The following is a 16,763-nucleotide window of genomic DNA, read 5'->3' as shown; positions in this document are numbered from 1 at the left end:
ACGCAGCTAACTTCAATCTTTGGCGTATTCTTTTTTTAGCTTGGCTTTATACTCCTTTCGCAGTTTTTCTACCTTCGGGTCAATAACAAAAATGCAGTATGGATTACGCAGGCGGTTTTGGTTGTAGTAATTTTGATGATAAGCTTCGGCTTTGTAGAAAACCGTGAAAGGCACCACTTCTGTGACGATGGGGTCTCGCCAAATTTTTGCAGCATTGGTTTCACGGATGACCTCTTCAGCAATCTGGCGCTGCGCCTCACTGTGGTAGAGAATAATGGAGCGGTATTGAGGCCCTACATCATTGCCTTGGCGATTAGGCGTAGTAGGGTCATGAGTGCGGAAAAAAATTTCTAAAAGTTCTTTGTAGGAAATTTTCTTTGGGTCAAATGTTACTTGCACGACCTCTGCGTGTCCAGTGGTGCCGGTGCAGACCTGCTGATAGGTTGGATTAGGCACCGTGCCACCTGCGTAGCCCGACTCTACCTTCAAGACACCTTCTACTCGCTGGAAGACGGCTTCTACGCACCAAAAACAACCGCCACCAACCGTCATAACCTCCGTTTGCCCATTTGTAACTTGCGACATGGTGAGCGCATTCTCAGGTTTAGTTTGAGCTTCACTGTATAGCACAAAGGAAGCGAAAAGCAGAGAAATGAGAACGAACACTTGCATAGTGCACAGTTTCCGAGCCTAACGAAAGAAGAAAGTGAGACGTTTCGGCGCTACACACTGGCGCGCACTTGCAAAATGAAATGGCGAATCGGCGCAAGGCTGCCCGGCTGCTCTACATAGTTGTAGTTAAATAGATTTCGCACCATCAAATTGACGACAAAACCAACTGTGCCGAAAGCAAATCGAGTGCCAAGCCGTGCATCTGAGATATGCGCATCGACCAAGCGATTGCCGTCAGGCACGATAAGCATCAGTTCAGGGTCGATTGTGTCAAAGCGACTGAGAAAGCGGTAGTTCCATTCAAGCGTAAGAAAGCCAACATTTGCTTCTGCATTGACATAAAACAGTCGGCGGTGGCGGTATCGCAGCCAGCGAACATTTGCTGCGTCGGTGTAGTCAATCGGATTGGTATGCGTGTAGGAAAGCGTAAGAAGCAAAAGCCGCTGGTTGAAGGCAAATGTGGAGGAAATTTCGTAGCCTAAAACATTGGCAGCGGTAATATTCTGGAAAGAAAAAAAGCCAGCAGGCGTTGGACGTACCTCAATCAAATTGTCATACACATTTGAAAAAGCAGCCACATCAAGCGAGACATTCGTAAGGGCAAAATTGCGGAAAAGTTCAACTGGAAGGCTGTAGCTAAAAAGATAGCCAAGCTCGAAGCTCATACTGCTTTCGGGACGCAGGCTGGGATTAGGCTGCACTTGAATAAAACCAGTCTGTGTTGCGACAAAGCGCTCGCTAATCGTAGGATTGCGAAACGCTGTGCCAAAATTGCCTCGTAGGGTGTGATGCTGACCAAGCGTCCAATTCAGTCCAAAACGCGGATTGAAGCGTCCGATGAGCGACTCTCTATTCACGGAAAGTCCATCGGCACGCACCCCGAAGCTGGCAATTAGGCTCTTGAACAGCGGAAGGTCACTCTGCAAGTAAATCGCAGCACCAACAGCCGAATGATTGCCATAAAGGTTTGAGCGCACATCGGTAAGGAAGCCCTCCACACCGCCTGTAACAATGAACCCTTTACCAAAATCTATCAAAAGCTGTGCGTCTGTGCCAAGCTGAGAGGAAAGCGAAGTGAGACCATCGGTATCTTCAAAGCGGGAGCGGTAGAAGCGATTGCGCACGATGAGAGAAGCCAGACTGGATAGTTTCAGGTTAAGTGTTGGCGCAAAAATGAGATTGTCTGAAGCAATGCGAGGTTTCGTAGGTGAGCCGTCGAGCAACGCAGCATCAATATTGCGCCAGAAAAAACCATTGCCGCGCTGTTCTTCAGCAAAGGTGCCAACCAGTGAAAGTGAGGCGGCATCAGAGAATTGATAGGTTGCTTTGGTAAAGAGTCGCCAGCGGCGAAAATCCGCATTTTCACGGTAGCTATCGCTGACGCGCCGTGTAAGAGAGCCATAGATGCAAAACTTGCCGAAATTTTGTGCATGCGACAGCTCAAAGCCCGATTGCCAGCGCGCTCGCTCCGACCATTGCCAAATCTCAAAAGCCGGCTTATCAAAGAGACCCACATAAGTGAGCAGCGAAGTGCGGTTTTGAAAGTCATTTCTGGTGACAATGTTAATTGTGCCCCCCAGTCCAGCCGAGCCATAGAGCGCCGATGAAGCCCCTTTAATGACTTCAACACGCTCAATAAAATCTACAGGAAAAGCGTCCCAACGTGCGGAGCCATCATCGGGAGCAAGAAAGGGCACATTATCGAGCAGAAGTTGCACGCGATTGCCCACGCCGAAGCTAACGCCACTGGAAGCACGAATGTTGGGCGTCTGGTTGGTAAAACTAACGCCAGAAACATAGCGCAGCGCCTCGTCCAGCGTATTGCTATTGCGCTCTACAATGAAATCAGGTTTCAGGATGGAGACTGAAAGTGACAGTTCTTGCAGTTTTCGCTCATAGCGGTCAGCCGTAACGGTGATTTCGCTCGCTTCGGAGACAATAGGCGAAAGTGCCATGTCAATCTCCGTAATGGTATCGCTCTTAATGGTAATAGACTTGAAGACGAAGGTCTTATAGCCTTGTGCGGAGTAGATGATATCGTAAGTGCCACGTGGGATACCCTTAATTTGGTAGAAGCCAGCCGTGTCGGTAATTGCGCCGTAGGAAGTGCCCCGCAAAGCGACACGTGCGCCAATGACGGGCAGTGCAGTGCGCTTGCGAATCGTTGTGGTCGTAAGATGTCCGAGCGAGTCTGACTGCGAAACTTGCTCGAGCGTAACGCGGCTTTCGAAAACAGTGCCACGCAGCGTGCCAAACCCAGTTGGCTGAGTAGACTGTGCAAAAAGTGGAAAGAGATGTGTAAAGAAGAAAAAACAAAGGCAGACAGACAGAGCAATGAGCTGTGCCAGTGGATTAGTTCGATGCTCCAAACGTGGCACGCTTCTTGCGCTCGCAGTCAGGCTTGGTGCAGTCGGCAAAAATCTGAAGCGTATGTTGCTTGATTTCAAAGCCAAACTGACGGCAGACGGCTTCCTGCTGTGCCTCGATCTGCGGACAGGTGAACTCGAAGACTTCACCGCATTGATTGCAAATAATGTGGTCGTGATGTTCATAGCCGTAGGTGCGCTCGTAATGCAGGTGCTTGTGCCCAAAACTATTCTGACTCACAAGGTTGCACTCCACGAGCAAATCCAGCGTGTTGTAGACTGTGGCGCGCGAGATGGCATACTTTTTCTGCTTGAGCTTGATAAAAAGCTCATCGGCATCGAAGTGTCCAGGGTCGGCGTAGATTTCGCGCAAAATCGCACTGCGCTCAGGTGTGACGCGATAGCCTTTCTTGCGCAAGAACTCACGGAAAATTTCCTCGACCTGTGCAATCGATGGCGGGTTCGATGAAGTAGGCGTCGATGCCACGACCTTTGCCGCACTTTTCTTAGAGCGAGATGATGCAACTGATGTCTTCATAGTGCAATCGTTAAGGTTGAAAATAAGGATTAGAACCAAGAAACTGCGTCAAGCCCTTAGAAATTCCCCCATCACGGAGCGCTATGGCTGAAAGCTGCAACACGGCAGGCTGCGGGCTATGAACTGCAATAAATGCAAAGAACAAAAGCAGCAGCAATCACTAACGCACTTCATAGATGGCTTCCACTTCCACACTTGCGCCCAAGGGTAACTCGGCGACGCCGACGGCGCTACGGGCATGTTCGCCTTTCTCACCAAACACTTCTTTGAAGAATTCGGAAGCGCCATTCCCAACGAAAGGTTGCTCCGTAAAGCCCGACTCGCTTGCAACGAACACAGTCAGTTTGACCACGCGCACCACTCTATCCAAATCACCAATGAGTGATTTAAGTGCGGCAAGAGAATTAATAGCACATATCCGTGCCGCTGCTTTGGCATCTTCCTTGCTGACGATAGCGCCAACTTTGCCTTTGCCACCGGGGCGAACCAATTCGCCATTTACAAGCGGCAATTGACCCGATACATAGACCATATTGCCCGATTGCACAGCGGGCGTGTAAGCCGCAAGTGGCTTGGTAACAGGGGGCAAGGTAATGCCCATTGAAGCAAGCTTCTGTTCGACAGACGACATAGAACTGACAGGGTTTTTTTGTGAATATGCAAGTGCGCTGAGGCAAAAAATCACACTGCCGACTATGCAAGCAAATGCAACAAGGCGCATAACCATTGAATTTGTGCCTAAACATAGCCGAATCGGACGGCTTTTACAAGAAAGAAGAAATCAATGCATGAAAAAAGTTACTTAAACCCACAAGCAGGGCGGCAGATGTTGCACTGCCTACCTGTGGAAGAGACCGACACACCACAGAACTCGCTTGATGACCTCGGCAAGCAGCGTTCAAGTTAGGGTGTATTGCGGTAGATCATTCTTGGATAAGGTGAAGTTTCGCGAATGTGCTCAAGACCGCAAATCCACTTAACCACGCGCTCTAAGCCCATGCCAAAGCCCGAGTGAGGCACACTGCCGTAGCGGCGTAAATCCAAATACCACTCAAAAGGCTGCATCGGCAGGTTATGTTCTTTGATGCGCTGGACGAGCGTTTCGTAGTCATCTTCGCGCTGTGAGCCGCCGATGATTTCGCCAGCGCCTTCGGGAGCCAGCATATCCATTGCGAGCGCCAACTCTGGGTTTTCAGGGTCGCGCTTCATATAGAAGGCTTTGACAGCAGCAGGATAGCGGTGGATAATGCAGGGCTTATCGAACTGTTGCATAATCGCCTCTTCCTGCGGAGCACCAAAGTCTTCACCCCAAGGAAAGTCAATACGGAGCTCACTGCCGTCCTCTTGCTTTTTGATGAGCTTGACATTGTGTTCATTGAGCCACTTTACGGCGTCGGTGTAAGAGAGGCGGTAAAATGGGCGCGTAACTTTTTCCAATTTGCTGAGGTCACGCTCCAAGAGTTTGAGTTCCTCTTTGCGCCGCTCAAGCGTGCGCTGCACCACATATTCCACAAGCTCTTCTGCTAAGTTCATATTCATTTCAAGGTCATAGTAAGCCATTTCAGGCTCTACCATCCAGAACTCTGTAAGGTGGCGGCGGGTCTTTGATTTTTCAGCGCGAAATGTGGGACCAAATGTATAGACTTTGCCAAACGCCATTGCAGAGGCTTCAGCATAAAGTTGCCCTGACTGTGTCAGATAGGCTTTGCCCAAGTCGAAGTAGTCCAGTTCAAAAAGCGTTGTGGTGCCTTCAACTGCGTTGGGTGTAATGATGGGTGAGTCAACCAAAATGAACTCACGTGCATTGAAAAAGTCACGAATAGCGTTAATGACCTCGTGGCGCACGCGCATAATTGCCCACTGGCGGCGAGAGCGCAGCCAAAGATGGCGGTGGTCAGAGAGAAACTCTATGCCGTGTTCCTTAGGTGTAATGGGGTAACCTTGAGCCAGATGCACCAGCTCAAGGTCGCGGATTTGTAGCTCGTAGGTATCGGGCAACTTCGGATGGCGGCTGACCTCCCCTGTGACGATAATTGAACTTTCTTGCGTCAGTCGCTCACACGTTTCCCAGACTTGCTCGCTGACATCTTTCTTAGACACAACGCCTTGCACGATGCCTGAACCATCTCGGATTTCAGGAAACATCAGCTTGCCTGAAGAACGAATGTTATAGAGCCACCCCTTGATGACTACCACTTCACCAAGGTGCTCACCAAGATGCGAAATAGATACAACCGGTCTTGAAAGCGTCTCTGCTTGCATAGTTCTTTGGAAAAGTAATTAAACCCAAAGATACAAATTCACCCAGATTGAGCGATGCAAGCAGCGGTGAGGCGTGGTAAAACTTACCTTCTGTGCCTTGTCGGTGGAAGGGGACGGTGTCAATTCGGAAAGATCTGGTATCAGCGAAAGAGTTGTCCAAGCAGTGGCGATAGCGATAATCTATGCGTTTGTATATTTGCTCAACCAAACCGGGCAAAAAATGAGCACTGCGAACTTTTGCATTGATGCACAAGTCTGCACCGTCTATGATGTCCCGATTGAAAAAAAGCCGCTAATGCAATTTCTGTCGCAGCCGCAGACCTTTGAAAAGTATATGCCATCGGTGCGAGCCGTCAAGCTCATTGGCAAAAGCCAAGCAGGGCAACCGCTCTACGAGTGGCATTATGATGTAGAGATGCCGCTTGCCCCTACTTTGCACATCACGATTCCGACGGAATTTTGCAAGAATGGGGAAGTCTTCACGCATCATACGCCCGATGACGAAGCACATAATTGGATGGCGTGTTCACTCTCGTTTGAATCAGTGCCTCAGAATGAAGGCGATGAACCACACACGCTGGTGAAAATGAACCTCCACATTAAGCTGCGCCGCCATTCTGGCTCAGAACTTCATCCATTAGGGGCGTTGATGGGACAAGCCTTCATGTGTAGCCAGATGAAGAATCGAATGCAGGAAATTGCCAACACTTTTGTGCAGCGCAGCGTCAATGCACTCTACCAAGAACTGCAAAGCAGCAGGTGAAGCTGGAGATGGCCGAAATTTGCATCACCGTGCGATATGGTGCAGAGAAAGAAGAAATCGTGCGGATAACAACTGATAACCCGACTGGAAGAACACTGCAAGATTTGGCCTTAGACGAGGGATTGAGCATCGGAGGCGCCTGTGGCGGCTTGGGACTGTGCACCACATGCCGAGTGCAGGTTGTCGCAGGAGCCGAAAAACTGGGAAAGCTGACACGCGCTGAAAAAGAGTTTCTCTCACAAGGCCTGCTGAAAGATAATGAACGGTTAGCGTGCCAAATTTCGCCAACCCACGACCTAAGCGTAATTGTAGAAAAATAGGAGAGACCACCGCGATGCCACGCCCGCAAATGCCCCACTACCTTGCTGCAATGGTTATGCTCTTAGCTGGGCTAAGTATGAGTTGCCGCACTACAAAAGTAGAGAAGCCCAGTTTTCCCAACACACCCGTGCAGTCCCAAGCTATAGATGAGCGCTACTTAGTGCCTCTCCAAAAGGCTGCGTCAGGCTACCAGAGCATTCAGACGCTTGAAGGCTACGCTAATGTAGAAATTGACGCACCTGAAATCCGTCAAACGCTAAGCTGCCTTGTAAAAATCAAGCGCAATGAAGCAATGTATATCGTCGGCACCATTTTCTTAGGTATAGTGGCAGCAGAATCGTTCTTGCGAGAGGATAGCGTATTTGTGTATGTGCCACTGCAGAATCTACTTCTGGTTGGTCAAAATAAGCCAGAGAACATTCGCCGGGCTGTTGGTTTTGCCGCAAGTTTTGCACAAGCCAGTGATGCATTTTTAGGCATTGCACACCTTAGCAGTCCGCTGGATTCTCTTCAAAGCCTGCACGCTCAAAATGGACGCATTCTGTATGTCTTTCAAGTCGGTGCGGAAAAGGAAGTGATAGAGCTGGATAGCCTTTCGCAGCAAATTTACGCTTGGGTGCGCCTTGACAGCCTGAGTCGCCCAGTGCTCAAGGTAACATTTGAGGAGTTTGAGTTAGCAGCAGCGGATAGTCTGCAACGGCTTTTACCAAAACGCATTGAAGCCATAGCATGGCAATACGCTGCCTTAGAAGCGAGCACCGCACGCCGAGTGAAAATTTACTACTTAGCCAGAACGATTAACCCGAAAGACTTCGCAATTTCCTTTCAAGCGCCCAGAGCCGCTATGATTCGCCGCTTGGAGGAACTCAACTTCTTTCAGCGCTAAATGCGAATAAGTTGAAACGAAACGCTGGCGGAATCCATGCTGCCAGCGAGGCTAATTAGGTTACTTCTCCTCGTTATCGTTGTTTTCGCTATTTTTTCACTTTTCTGACGACGCAACCAAATCGCCTGATGAAACCAAAACTGGTCTTGTTTGACATTGATGGTACGCTCCTGAAAGTCGAGGGGATTAGCCGCAACGCACTGATTGAGTCGCTGCGTCGCGTCTATGGCACGGAAGGCGCAGCACGCACACATGACTTTGCAGGTAAGCTCGATAGCGTCATTATCACTGAAGTGATGAAAGATGCAGGGCTAAGTGATGAAGAAATTGCCAAAGGGTTTGAGGAAGTCAAGCGCACCTACATTCAGCTATTCAAAGAGCGAGCGCGCTTAGAGCACATCAGGCTGATGACGGGTGTGCTAGAATTGTTACAAGCGCTCGCTGCTCAAGCCCATATCACGCTGGGGTTGCTGACAGGTAATTTTGAAGAGTCGGGTCGTTACAAAATCACGCTGCCCGGGCTAAATCATTACTTTCCATTTGGGGCGTTTGCAGACGATGCAAAAACACGGGACGAACTACCACCCATTGCAGTCGAACGTGCTTATGCTCATACTGGCATACGCTTCTCTGGCAAGGATGTGGTGATTATTGGTGATACGCCGCACGACATTAACTGCGCTAAAGTGCTAAACTCCAAAGCGATTGCCGTTGCCACTGGCTTTTACACGGCAGAGCAGTTGCAAACCTATCAGCCTGATTATGTCTTTGAAAACTTTGCGGATACCTCAGCCGTCATTGAAGCAATTTGTGTATGAACCCGCACACCTTGCGTAAGCTCACAATTACTGGCACGGTCAATAGCTTACCGCCCGATAAGTCCATTTCACATCGCGCAGCTTTGATTGCTGCACTGGCACACGGCACATCGCATATTGACAACTTTTCAGGAGGGCTCGATAACCAAACCACCTTGCAAGCACTGGCGGCACTGGGTCTGGAAGTCGTGCAAACCATTCATAACGACCGACGCACTGTCCGCATTCGTGCAAACGGGCTGTGGAGTTTGAAACCAGCGGCAAATGCAATTGAGTGCCATAACTCTGGCTCTACGATGCGAATGCTGGCAGGCATTCTGGCAGCACAGCCTTTCTCAAGCGTGCTAATCGGCGATGCATCGTTGATGAGGCGACCGATGAAGCGCATTGCAGACCCCCTGTCAGCGATGGGAGCTGAAGTTGCACTCTCGCCAGCTCAAACTGCACCCATTCGCATCACAGGCTCTAAGCACCTAAGACCCATTTCCTACACATCACCTATTGCGTCGGCGCAGGTCAAGTCTGCTATCATTTTTGCGGCGCTGCATGCTGACGGCACAAGCGAAATTATTGAGCCAGCTTGCTCACGAGACCATACCGAGCGAATGTTAGGCTTGGAGAGGGAATGCTTGCCGAATGGATACTACCGCACACGCGTCTCTGGCATAGCGACTCTGCCAGCCCGACACTTTGTAATCCCAGCAGACCCATCTGCAGCGGCATTCCTCATCGCACTCGCTCTACTGGCAGATAGGTCAGAACTGGTGCTTCAGCGCGTCTGTCTTAATCCAACACGCATTGCATATTTGGATTTGCTCCGAGCAGCTGGCGCATGCATTGCAGTAGAATCTGTCCAAGATGAATGCGGTGAACCAGTCGGCAGTATAGTGGTAACAACCTCTAAGCTAACTACACCACTCTGTATTTCTGGTAAGCAAACTGTCGCCAGTGTGATTGATGAAATCCCTATGCTGGCAATGCTGTCCGCACTGGCAACCGAGCGCTTTGAGCTGCAAAATGCTGAGGAACTGCGCACGAAAGAATCAGATCGAATTGCCGCATTGGTTAAAAACCTCCGCAGAATGGGCTTTGAATGTGAAGAATACCCCGATGGCTTCTTGGTGCGGCAGCGCAAGTTTGTGCCGAGTGCCCCCGTGCATATTGAAACCTTCGGCGACCATCGCATTGCAATGGCGTTTCACATTGCATCGTACTGTGCAGGTGCAGAGCTGGTGCTAAGCGAAGTAGCCTCTATCCCTGTCTCGTTCCCAAACTTTTTCGAAGTACTGAAAGCACTCATTACGGCTTAGAATTGTGCTAACTCGAACCAACCTTATGTCCCGCATTGTCTTTGTGCTGTGGCTCATACTTGCGGCTTGCGAGACTCCACCAAAAGTTCAGTATGTGCAGCGAGAAGTACCCACCACCCATTTGAAACTAAAGGCGGTCTTGCCAATAGAATCCGCTGTGCCGAACCTTGAGCTATCAGGACTGGCGCTATACCGTGATACGCTGTATGCCATTTGTGATGACCACGGTGATATGATTTTTCGCTTGAGAGTTGGCGAGGATAAGGTTGTCGCTGAACCATTTGTGCGCTTTCCTGCACCTTCGCTTCGCCCTGATTTTGAGGGATTGGATTGTGACAGTTGCGGCAACTTTTACATCGTCAGTGAATCAGAATGCCGCATCTTCTTTGTAAGCCACGATGGTGCAGTGGCAAAGTGGCTGATGCCCAGCTTTGAAGAAGCGGGGAAGGCAGCAGGGCTATTTCAGAAATTTAACGCATACCCTGAAGGATTGGCATTAATAAGTCCCAATGAATTCTTTGTGGCAGCAGAGCGCTCCCCCCGAGGTTTAATTCGCCTAGTCCGAGATTCACTGCGTCCGGAAGAATGGGATGTCAAGAAAATCTATGTGTGCGACTATACAGCCATGCAGCTTGCGCCGCCACGCGTGCCTGACTTTGCTGGACTGCACTATGAGCAAGGACGACTGTTTGCACTGGCTCGCAACCACGATGCAATTGTAGAGTTATCCCTGTCACAGGATAGCGTCTTTGAAGCACAATGCTGGTCGTATCGAGAAATTGCAGCGCGCGATAGCTTGCAGTATAGCGATATGCGCTTCGGCTTGGCAGAAGGATTGACAATGAGCCAGACGAACATCTATGTCGTCTATGATACCAACGGCGACCACCGCAAGCTCTCCAAAGATGATCGTCGTCCACTGCTGTTCATTTTTGAGCGTCCACCTGAAAGGTAATACCGAGTGAGAGAAAAGTTCCAGTGCTGCAAGAGCCGAAGAGGCGGGTGCATTCAAACTTTTGGCTAATAGGTTGGTGTTGGGAAAGGGTGGAGTAACACACGCATTCAGCGTGAAGAAAAGCACTCAGCGACAAAATGCACCCAAAAATTTGAGCAAAGTTTGCTATGTTCCTGCAAATCAAACAAAGAGGTGTAAATGTCCGATAACTTGTTTAACTCTCGCTTGCTCTTCAATGCAGAAGGTAGTCCCGTCTCGTTGCGCAGCCGAAACCTCACCTTTCGCCAGCGTGTCGGTGAACAAAAATACTGGCTGCACCTTTTGCTTTTCGTCACAACATTTGCGACAACGACTTTGGCAGGAGCGCAATGGGTTGGCAAAAACATTGATCTCACCAACTTCGAAATTATTCGGAAAAACTTTGCATTTGGCTTGCCTTTCTCAGTATCCTTTCTGCTCTTTCTGACATGCCACGAATTTGGACACTTCTTTGCAGCAATGTATCATAGCGTCCGCGCGTCTTTGCCGTATTACATACCGATGCCGCCAATTCCAATTTTGCTTAACATTGGCACCTTTGGCGCACTCATTCGCACGCGTGAGCGAATTCCAGACTCAACCAGTCTATTTGACATCGGTGTCTATGGCCCAATTTGTGGGTTTGTCATTGCGCTGGGTGTCTTGATTTACGGCTTTGCGACCCTTCCACCTATTGAATACATCTACCAGATTCACCCTGAGTATCAAGCGCTGGGTTATATTCCAGAAATCAAAGGGGCACTCTTTACAGGCAAAAATCTCCTATACTGGTTACTGGAAAAAGCTTTTGCAAGTCCCAACATTCCGCCGATGACTGAAATGTATCATTATCCGTTTCTTTTCGCAGGTTGGTTGGGGTGTTTTGTAACGGCGCTGAATCTATTGCCAATTGGTCAGTTAGATGGTGGGCACATCATCTATGCAATGTTTGGGCGACGCAAGCACCAGATTATTGCGCGTGCATTTCTAATTCTCATCGTGGGGCTGGGCATACCTACTTTTGCAGAGTGGGCAGTGGCGGTTCTGAGTGTATTTGCAAATTTTGAGTTTGAGGGATTTGGATTCCCAAAATGGGTCTATGAAGTCTCTTGGGGAAGTTGGATTATTTGGGCAATCATCCTTGCGCGTTTCGTCAAAATTGACCACCCACCCGTGTATGATGAACACCCCTTGGACACAAAACGAATGGTGATTGGTTGGATAAGCATCATTATTTTTGTGCTTTGCTTTACACCAGTTCCATTTTCACAATTGCCCTAAGCGATGCACAGATACACCATTGCATTTTTCGGTTTCACGATTTTATTGCTCGGCGCGCTGGGTGCATTTACATTTTACGAGCTGCGCCGCCATCACGGCGAAGTGAAAGAATACTACCCTAATGGTGCGTTGCGCTCAGTGGTGATGTTCAAAGATGGCAAGCCACACGGCATGGCACGCACCTACTACCCAAATGGGCAACTGCGCCGAGAAGCCTTCTTCCAAGATGGAGTACAGCACGGGCTGACAAGAAGTTATTACGAAAATGGACAACTGAAGTCCGAAGAATACTACGAGAAAAGTATGCTGGAAGGCTTAGCAAGGTTCTACGAGCCGAATGGGCGGCTGCAGTGGGAAGCTGTATTCCACAAAGGTCGAATGATTGATAGCACATTCAGAAACTACACCCGCACACCAACGCAAGAAACCACACAAACCACACAATGAAACCGAACATTGGTTCAGACCTGCTGCGCTTACAGTGTCGTGACTTTGTGCTAGACCTTCGTCGCCCTCGTGTGATGGCAGTGCTGAACTTAACGCCTGATTCATTCTCAGATGGAGGCAGGTTTTACCACGCAGGTAAAATCGACTACGATAGTGTGCTCGAGACCGCCTTGCAGTTTGAGCAAGAAGGTGCTGACATCATTGACATTGGGGGCGAGTCGACACGCCCGGGTGCGGTGCCTATCAGCGCTGAGGAAGAAATGCGCCGTATCCTGCCAGCTGTAGAGCAACTTTCCAAACGGCTGTCTATTCCAATCTCGGTCGATACAACGAAGGCGGTAGTGGCAGAAGCCGCACTTCAACGGGGCGCAAGTATCGTCAATGATATTTCAGGCTTTGGCCGCGATACGAAGATGCCAGAGGTGTGTGCTCGCTACGGTGCAGCAGCCGTCATCATGCATCTCCCTAAGCGCCCAGAGACAATGCAGTGGAGCTATCACGAAAAGACGGCTTACAAAAATCTCGTAGCAGAAGTGATGCAGGCACTCGCTGAGTCGATTCAACAGGCAGAGCGAGTGGGACTGACTGACGTGGCTATTGATGTGGGATTTGGTTTCGGCAAAAGTGTGGAGGACAACTACGAACTGCTGCGCCGCCTAAGGGAGTTTAAAGCACTAAGCCGACCAATCTTAGTAGGTCTTTCGCGCAAATCGTTTATTGGCAAAGTAATCTCGAAAGGTGATGCAGTAGTGCCGCCCTCAGAACGCCTGTTTGGCACAATTGCCGCCAACACCATTGCGCTAATGCACGGTGCGAATATCTTGCGCGTGCACGATGTGAAGGCGACCGTAGAGACAATTGAAGTGTTTTTAGCAACGATGCAATCCAATTCCGTAGAAGAGCGCAACGATGTTCCCATTTAATTTTGAAAACCCTGAGCTCTTCAAGTTGGGCTTTTTGAGCTTTACAGCACTTGATGCTGTCGATGTGATGTTGGTGACGGTAGTCTTCTACAAGGTCTATCAATACATCAAAGGTACGGTAGCGGCGCAGATTTTTATTGGATTGCTGGTAATTGTAGCAGGTTCGGGAGCAGCCAGTTTCTTAAACTTATCATCCCTCAACTGGATATTCAGTCGTCTCACAAGTGTCTGGATTATCCTTGTCGTCATCTTGTTTCAGCCTGAGATTCGGCGCTTACTGCTGTTTCTTGGACAAAGCCGCGTGTTTGGACGACTATTTCAACAGTCAAGCACAGACGTGGTCAATGAAACAGTGGCAGCCGTTGAAGAACTGGCAGCTCGACGCATCGGCGCCTTAATTGTGTTTGCGCGTAGCGTAGGGCTTCGTATGTATGTTGAGACAGGTGAAGAACTCAACGCGCGGCTGTCGCGCAAACTCTTGGCATCGCTTTTCTATCCGAATACACCGCTGCATGATGGTGCCGTGATTATTGATAACCAGCGCATTGAGGCAGCACGATGCATCTTGCCCCTAACGCAAAATGACACGCTGCCCAGCAAATACGGTATGCGACACCGTGCAGCCGTAGGACTAACGGAAGCAACTGATGCAATCGTCGTGGTCGTGTCTGAGGAGACGGGACAAATTTCACTTGCGGAGAATGGTCGGCTCATTCCGATTCGCAATACTGAGGAACTGCGCATTCAACTCTTGGAGCGACTCCTACCAAAGCGAGCACGCAAGAAGTCTAAACATGCACTTTCACCTGTGCTAACTGATGTGCATCAACCACACTTGCGCTAAACTGTGGTGCAGAGCATCACTACTCCCACTCAATCGTGGCAGGTGGTTTGGAGCTAATGTCATAGACCACACGATTGATGCCACGCACTTCGTTGATAATGCGGTTTGAAACCTTTGCCAAAAAAGCAGGCGGCAATTCTGCCCAGTCAGCCGTCATACCATCGGTAGAGTGCACAGCGCGGAGTGCGACCACATTCTCGTAAGTGCGGTTGTCGCCCATCACGCCAACGGTCTGAATTGGCAAAAGCACGGCGAAGGCTTGCCAGACTGAATCATAAAGATTGGCCGCTTTCAGCTCTTCAATGAAAATCGCATCAGCTTCTCGCAGAAGGTCGCACCGTTCTTTGGAGACCGCACCGATAACGCGCACAGCTAATCCAGGGCCGGGAAAAGGATGACGCTTCAAAATAGCATCGGGCACGCCTAAGAGCTTGCCGACCTCTCGCACCTCATCTTTAAACAGCTCTCGCAGCGGTTCAATGAGTTTAAGTTTCATTTTCTTGGGCAAGCCCCCAACATTATGATGAGTCTTAATCGTCTGCGATGGACCTTTCACACTAAGGCTTTCAATCACATCAGGATAGAGTGTGCCTTGCACTAAGAATTTCTCACGGTGAATGTGTTGCTCAAAAACTTCAATGAAAGTTTTGCCGATAATTTTGCGTTTCTTCTCGGGGTCAATGACGCCCCTTAGGCGCGAAAGGAAAAGGTCGGCTGCATTGACGACTTTTAATTTCAACCCAAGTGATTGCAAGGCGGCTTTGACTTCCTTTGCTTCATTTTTGCGCAAAAGCCCATTGTCGACAAAAATGCAGGTCAGTTGCTTGCCGATTGCACGGCTGACCAGCGTAGCGGCTACGGTGGAATCAACACCGCCTGAAAGTGCACAGATAACCCTTTCTTTGCCGACGGTCTTGCGGATTTTTTCAAGCTCTGCCTCAATGAAATTTTGGGGAGACCAATCAGGCTCAATGCCTGCAATTTCAAAGAGAAAGTTGGAAAGGATACGCCTGCCTTCTGCGGTATGATGCACTTCTGGGTGAAATTGCAAGCCATAAATTTTTTTCCCATTCTGCACATACTCCACTGCGCAAAGTTCTGAATGCTCGCTTTCAGCTGTAATGGCAAAGCCAGTGGGCAGGGCAGTGACTTTGTCGCCATGGCTCATCCAAACCACCGAGTCGGGCACATTTTTGAAGAGCAAACTTTCTTGACCGTTGCGCCGAATCACCAAGTTTGCACGACCATACTCACGCGTTTTAGCCACTTCAACCTTGCCACCAAACTGCTTGGCAATCGCTTGTAAGCCATAGCAAATGCCAAGTATTGGCAAATTCAAGTCGTAGAGCCGTGTGTCAGGCAAAGGAGCAGATTTTTCATATACGCTGGCTGGACCGCCTGAAAAGATAAGCGCCTTAGGGCGGAGCAAAAGAACTTTTTCTATCGGTGCGTGATAGGGTAGAATTTCAGAATAGACACCAAGTTCACGCACGCGCCGAGCAATAAGCTGCGTGTATTGCGAGCCAAAGTCCAAAATAACGACCGTGTTCATGGCAAAGTGAATTGAAGAATGCTGCAAAGAAAGCAGCGCTCTCTGAAGAAAGAAGCCAGATTGTTGTGCGTCCAAGTTCAGCGTGGCATCGCACCACCTTGCGAGAATTCAACGCCGACATCTACAGCGTAAGAGAAATCAACGCCAAGTAGATTTAGCACAGGTTTGATGCGAAGTAGCATACGCGTTGGTCGATTGCCTTCACCCAGAAGATTGAATGCAAAGTTTGCAATTGCATCGGCAGACTGACCTGAGAGTACCTGAAACAAGTCAACCGAGATGTTAAGCGGCACAATGGTCGAACTGTTCGGAGCAATTTCAACACGCTCACTGAGGTTGCCTGAAAGCATTTCAATCTGGTCAATGTAAAGCGTCCAAGACATCTGACTCATTGCTGCCGCGATAGAGTTCGGGTTTTGCGCTTCCATATTAAGCCTGAATGTAAGCGGCAACGACCGATTCCCAACTGCCAGTGCCAAGCGCCCTGCATCAATTGCACTAAGTTGGTTGCGTGAGGTGACATTCTGAATGTCAATTCCAGCAAGGCGTAGGTTGCTGACCGATGCCAAGCGAAACCGACAGCGTGCAAATGCTCGAGCTTCTTCTGCTTGACGTAGCACTGCGCAGCTTTCCACGAGTATCAAGAATAAGACCACTGCACTAAGACCAACAATAGCTGAAAGCTTCTTTCTCACGCTTTGACCAAACTGGTTTTTGTAACACGCAAAGATAGTCAAAATCGCCACCGATTCTGTGTAGGACAAGAAGACAAAATGCGGTGCACAACGACGAAGCCTGAAAAATTTA

Annotated in this window: 18 protein-coding genes; 11 read left to right on the top strand and 7 right to left on the bottom strand. The window is 49.4% G+C overall.

The window, feature by feature from the left end:
* Window positions 1-12 precede the first annotated feature (12 nt).
* The 4 genes from msrA to NZM05_02055 form a co-directional block, all read right to left on the bottom strand.
* The gene (gene msrA / locus NZM05_02070) at window positions 13-672 is read right to left on the bottom strand and encodes a peptide-methionine (S)-S-oxide reductase MsrA (GenBank protein ID MCS7012408.1); all 660 of its coding nucleotides are present in this window, start codon (window positions 670-672) and stop codon (window positions 13-15) included.
* Window positions 673-722: 50 nt separating this feature from the next.
* On the bottom strand, window positions 723-3,041 hold the full coding sequence (locus tag NZM05_02065; GenBank protein ID MCS7012407.1) for a TonB-dependent receptor: 2,319 nt from the start codon (window positions 3,039-3,041) through the stop codon (window positions 723-725).
* Window positions 3,025-3,576, bottom strand: coding sequence for a transcriptional repressor (locus tag NZM05_02060; protein MCS7012406.1), 552 nt, complete (start codon window positions 3,574-3,576; stop codon window positions 3,025-3,027). Before NZM05_02060 ends, NZM05_02065 begins: the two co-directional genes overlap by 17 nt.
* Before the next feature lie 160 nt (window positions 3,577-3,736).
* Window positions 3,737-4,207 carry a RidA family protein gene (locus NZM05_02055; GenBank protein MCS7012405.1) on the bottom strand — a complete coding sequence of 157 codons (471 nt, stop codon included), beginning with the start codon at window positions 4,205-4,207 and terminating at the stop codon, window positions 3,737-3,739.
* Between the two features lie 153 nt (window positions 4,208-4,360).
* Between NZM05_02055 and NZM05_02050 the strand changes: the two genes are divergently transcribed.
* A complete protein-coding gene (locus NZM05_02050; GenBank protein MCS7012404.1) occupies window positions 4,361-4,483 on the top strand; it encodes a hypothetical protein in 123 nt (40 codons plus the stop codon).
* On the opposite strand, the gene asnS is transcribed toward NZM05_02050, so the two are convergent.
* On the bottom strand, window positions 4,480-5,838 hold the full coding sequence (gene asnS, locus NZM05_02045; protein ID MCS7012403.1) for an asparagine--tRNA ligase: 1,359 nt from the start codon (window positions 5,836-5,838) through the stop codon (window positions 4,480-4,482). The genes NZM05_02050 and asnS overlap by 4 nt on opposite strands.
* A gap of 220 nt (window positions 5,839-6,058) precedes the next feature.
* Between asnS and NZM05_02040 the strand changes: the two genes are divergently transcribed.
* The 10 genes from NZM05_02040 (at window position 6,059) to cdaA (ending at window position 14,404) form a co-directional block, all read left to right on the top strand.
* Entirely contained in the window at window positions 6,059-6,601 is a 543-nt protein-coding gene (locus tag NZM05_02040) for a hypothetical protein (GenBank protein MCS7012402.1), read from the top strand.
* Window positions 6,602-6,609: 8 nt separating this feature from the next.
* Window positions 6,610-6,921: a (2Fe-2S)-binding protein gene (locus NZM05_02035; GenBank protein MCS7012401.1), complete on the top strand. Its 312-nt coding sequence runs from the start codon at window positions 6,610-6,612 to the stop codon at window positions 6,919-6,921.
* Between the two features lie 14 nt (window positions 6,922-6,935).
* Entirely contained in the window at window positions 6,936-7,808 is an 873-nt protein-coding gene (locus NZM05_02030; protein ID MCS7012400.1) for a DUF4292 domain-containing protein, read from the top strand.
* Window positions 7,809-7,936: 128 nt separating this feature from the next.
* Complete coding sequence (locus NZM05_02025) at window positions 7,937-8,626, top strand: HAD family hydrolase (GenBank protein ID MCS7012399.1); 690 nt, start codon at window positions 7,937-7,939, stop codon at window positions 8,624-8,626.
* Window positions 8,623-9,936: a 3-phosphoshikimate 1-carboxyvinyltransferase gene (gene aroA, locus NZM05_02020; protein MCS7012398.1), complete on the top strand. Its 1,314-nt coding sequence runs from the start codon at window positions 8,623-8,625 to the stop codon at window positions 9,934-9,936. The genes NZM05_02025 and aroA overlap by 4 nt, the downstream gene beginning before the upstream one ends.
* A gap of 25 nt (window positions 9,937-9,961) precedes the next feature.
* Window positions 9,962-10,891 (top strand): SdiA-regulated domain-containing protein, encoded by a 930-nt coding sequence (locus NZM05_02015; GenBank protein ID MCS7012397.1) that lies wholly within the window; start codon window positions 9,962-9,964, stop codon window positions 10,889-10,891.
* A 198-nt stretch (window positions 10,892-11,089) separates the two neighbouring features.
* Window positions 11,090-12,190, top strand: coding sequence for a site-2 protease family protein (locus NZM05_02010; GenBank protein ID MCS7012396.1), 1,101 nt, complete (start codon window positions 11,090-11,092; stop codon window positions 12,188-12,190).
* A gap of 3 nt (window positions 12,191-12,193) precedes the next feature.
* Window positions 12,194-12,637 carry a toxin-antitoxin system YwqK family antitoxin gene (locus tag NZM05_02005; protein ID MCS7012395.1) on the top strand — a complete coding sequence of 148 codons (444 nt, stop codon included), beginning with the start codon at window positions 12,194-12,196 and terminating at the stop codon, window positions 12,635-12,637.
* On the top strand, window positions 12,634-13,560 hold the full coding sequence (folP, locus tag NZM05_02000) for a dihydropteroate synthase (GenBank protein ID MCS7012394.1): 927 nt from the start codon (window positions 12,634-12,636) through the stop codon (window positions 13,558-13,560). Before NZM05_02005 ends, folP begins: the two co-directional genes overlap by 4 nt.
* On the top strand, window positions 13,547-14,404 hold the full coding sequence (gene cdaA, locus NZM05_01995; protein ID MCS7012393.1) for a diadenylate cyclase CdaA: 858 nt from the start codon (window positions 13,547-13,549) through the stop codon (window positions 14,402-14,404). Before folP ends, cdaA begins: the two co-directional genes overlap by 14 nt.
* A 19-nt stretch (window positions 14,405-14,423) precedes the next feature.
* Here cdaA and guaA read toward each other — a convergent pair whose 3' ends face one another.
* Both guaA and NZM05_01985 read right to left on the bottom strand, forming a co-directional pair.
* Window positions 14,424-15,956 carry a glutamine-hydrolyzing GMP synthase gene (guaA, locus tag NZM05_01990; protein ID MCS7012392.1) on the bottom strand — a complete coding sequence of 511 codons (1,533 nt, stop codon included), beginning with the start codon at window positions 15,954-15,956 and terminating at the stop codon, window positions 14,424-14,426.
* A 77-nt stretch (window positions 15,957-16,033) separates the two neighbouring features.
* Window positions 16,034-16,576 (bottom strand): LEA type 2 family protein, encoded by a 543-nt coding sequence (locus tag NZM05_01985; GenBank protein MCS7012391.1) that lies wholly within the window; start codon window positions 16,574-16,576, stop codon window positions 16,034-16,036.
* Between the last annotated feature and the right edge of the window lie 187 nt (window positions 16,577-16,763).

Source organism: Chloroherpetonaceae bacterium (genome assembly GCA_025056565.1).
GTDB lineage: Bacteria > Bacteroidota > Chlorobiia > Chlorobiales > Thermochlorobacteraceae > Thermochlorobacter.
The sequence above is the reverse complement of the archived record's forward strand: the minus strand, read 5'-3'. Positions and strand labels throughout refer to the sequence as shown.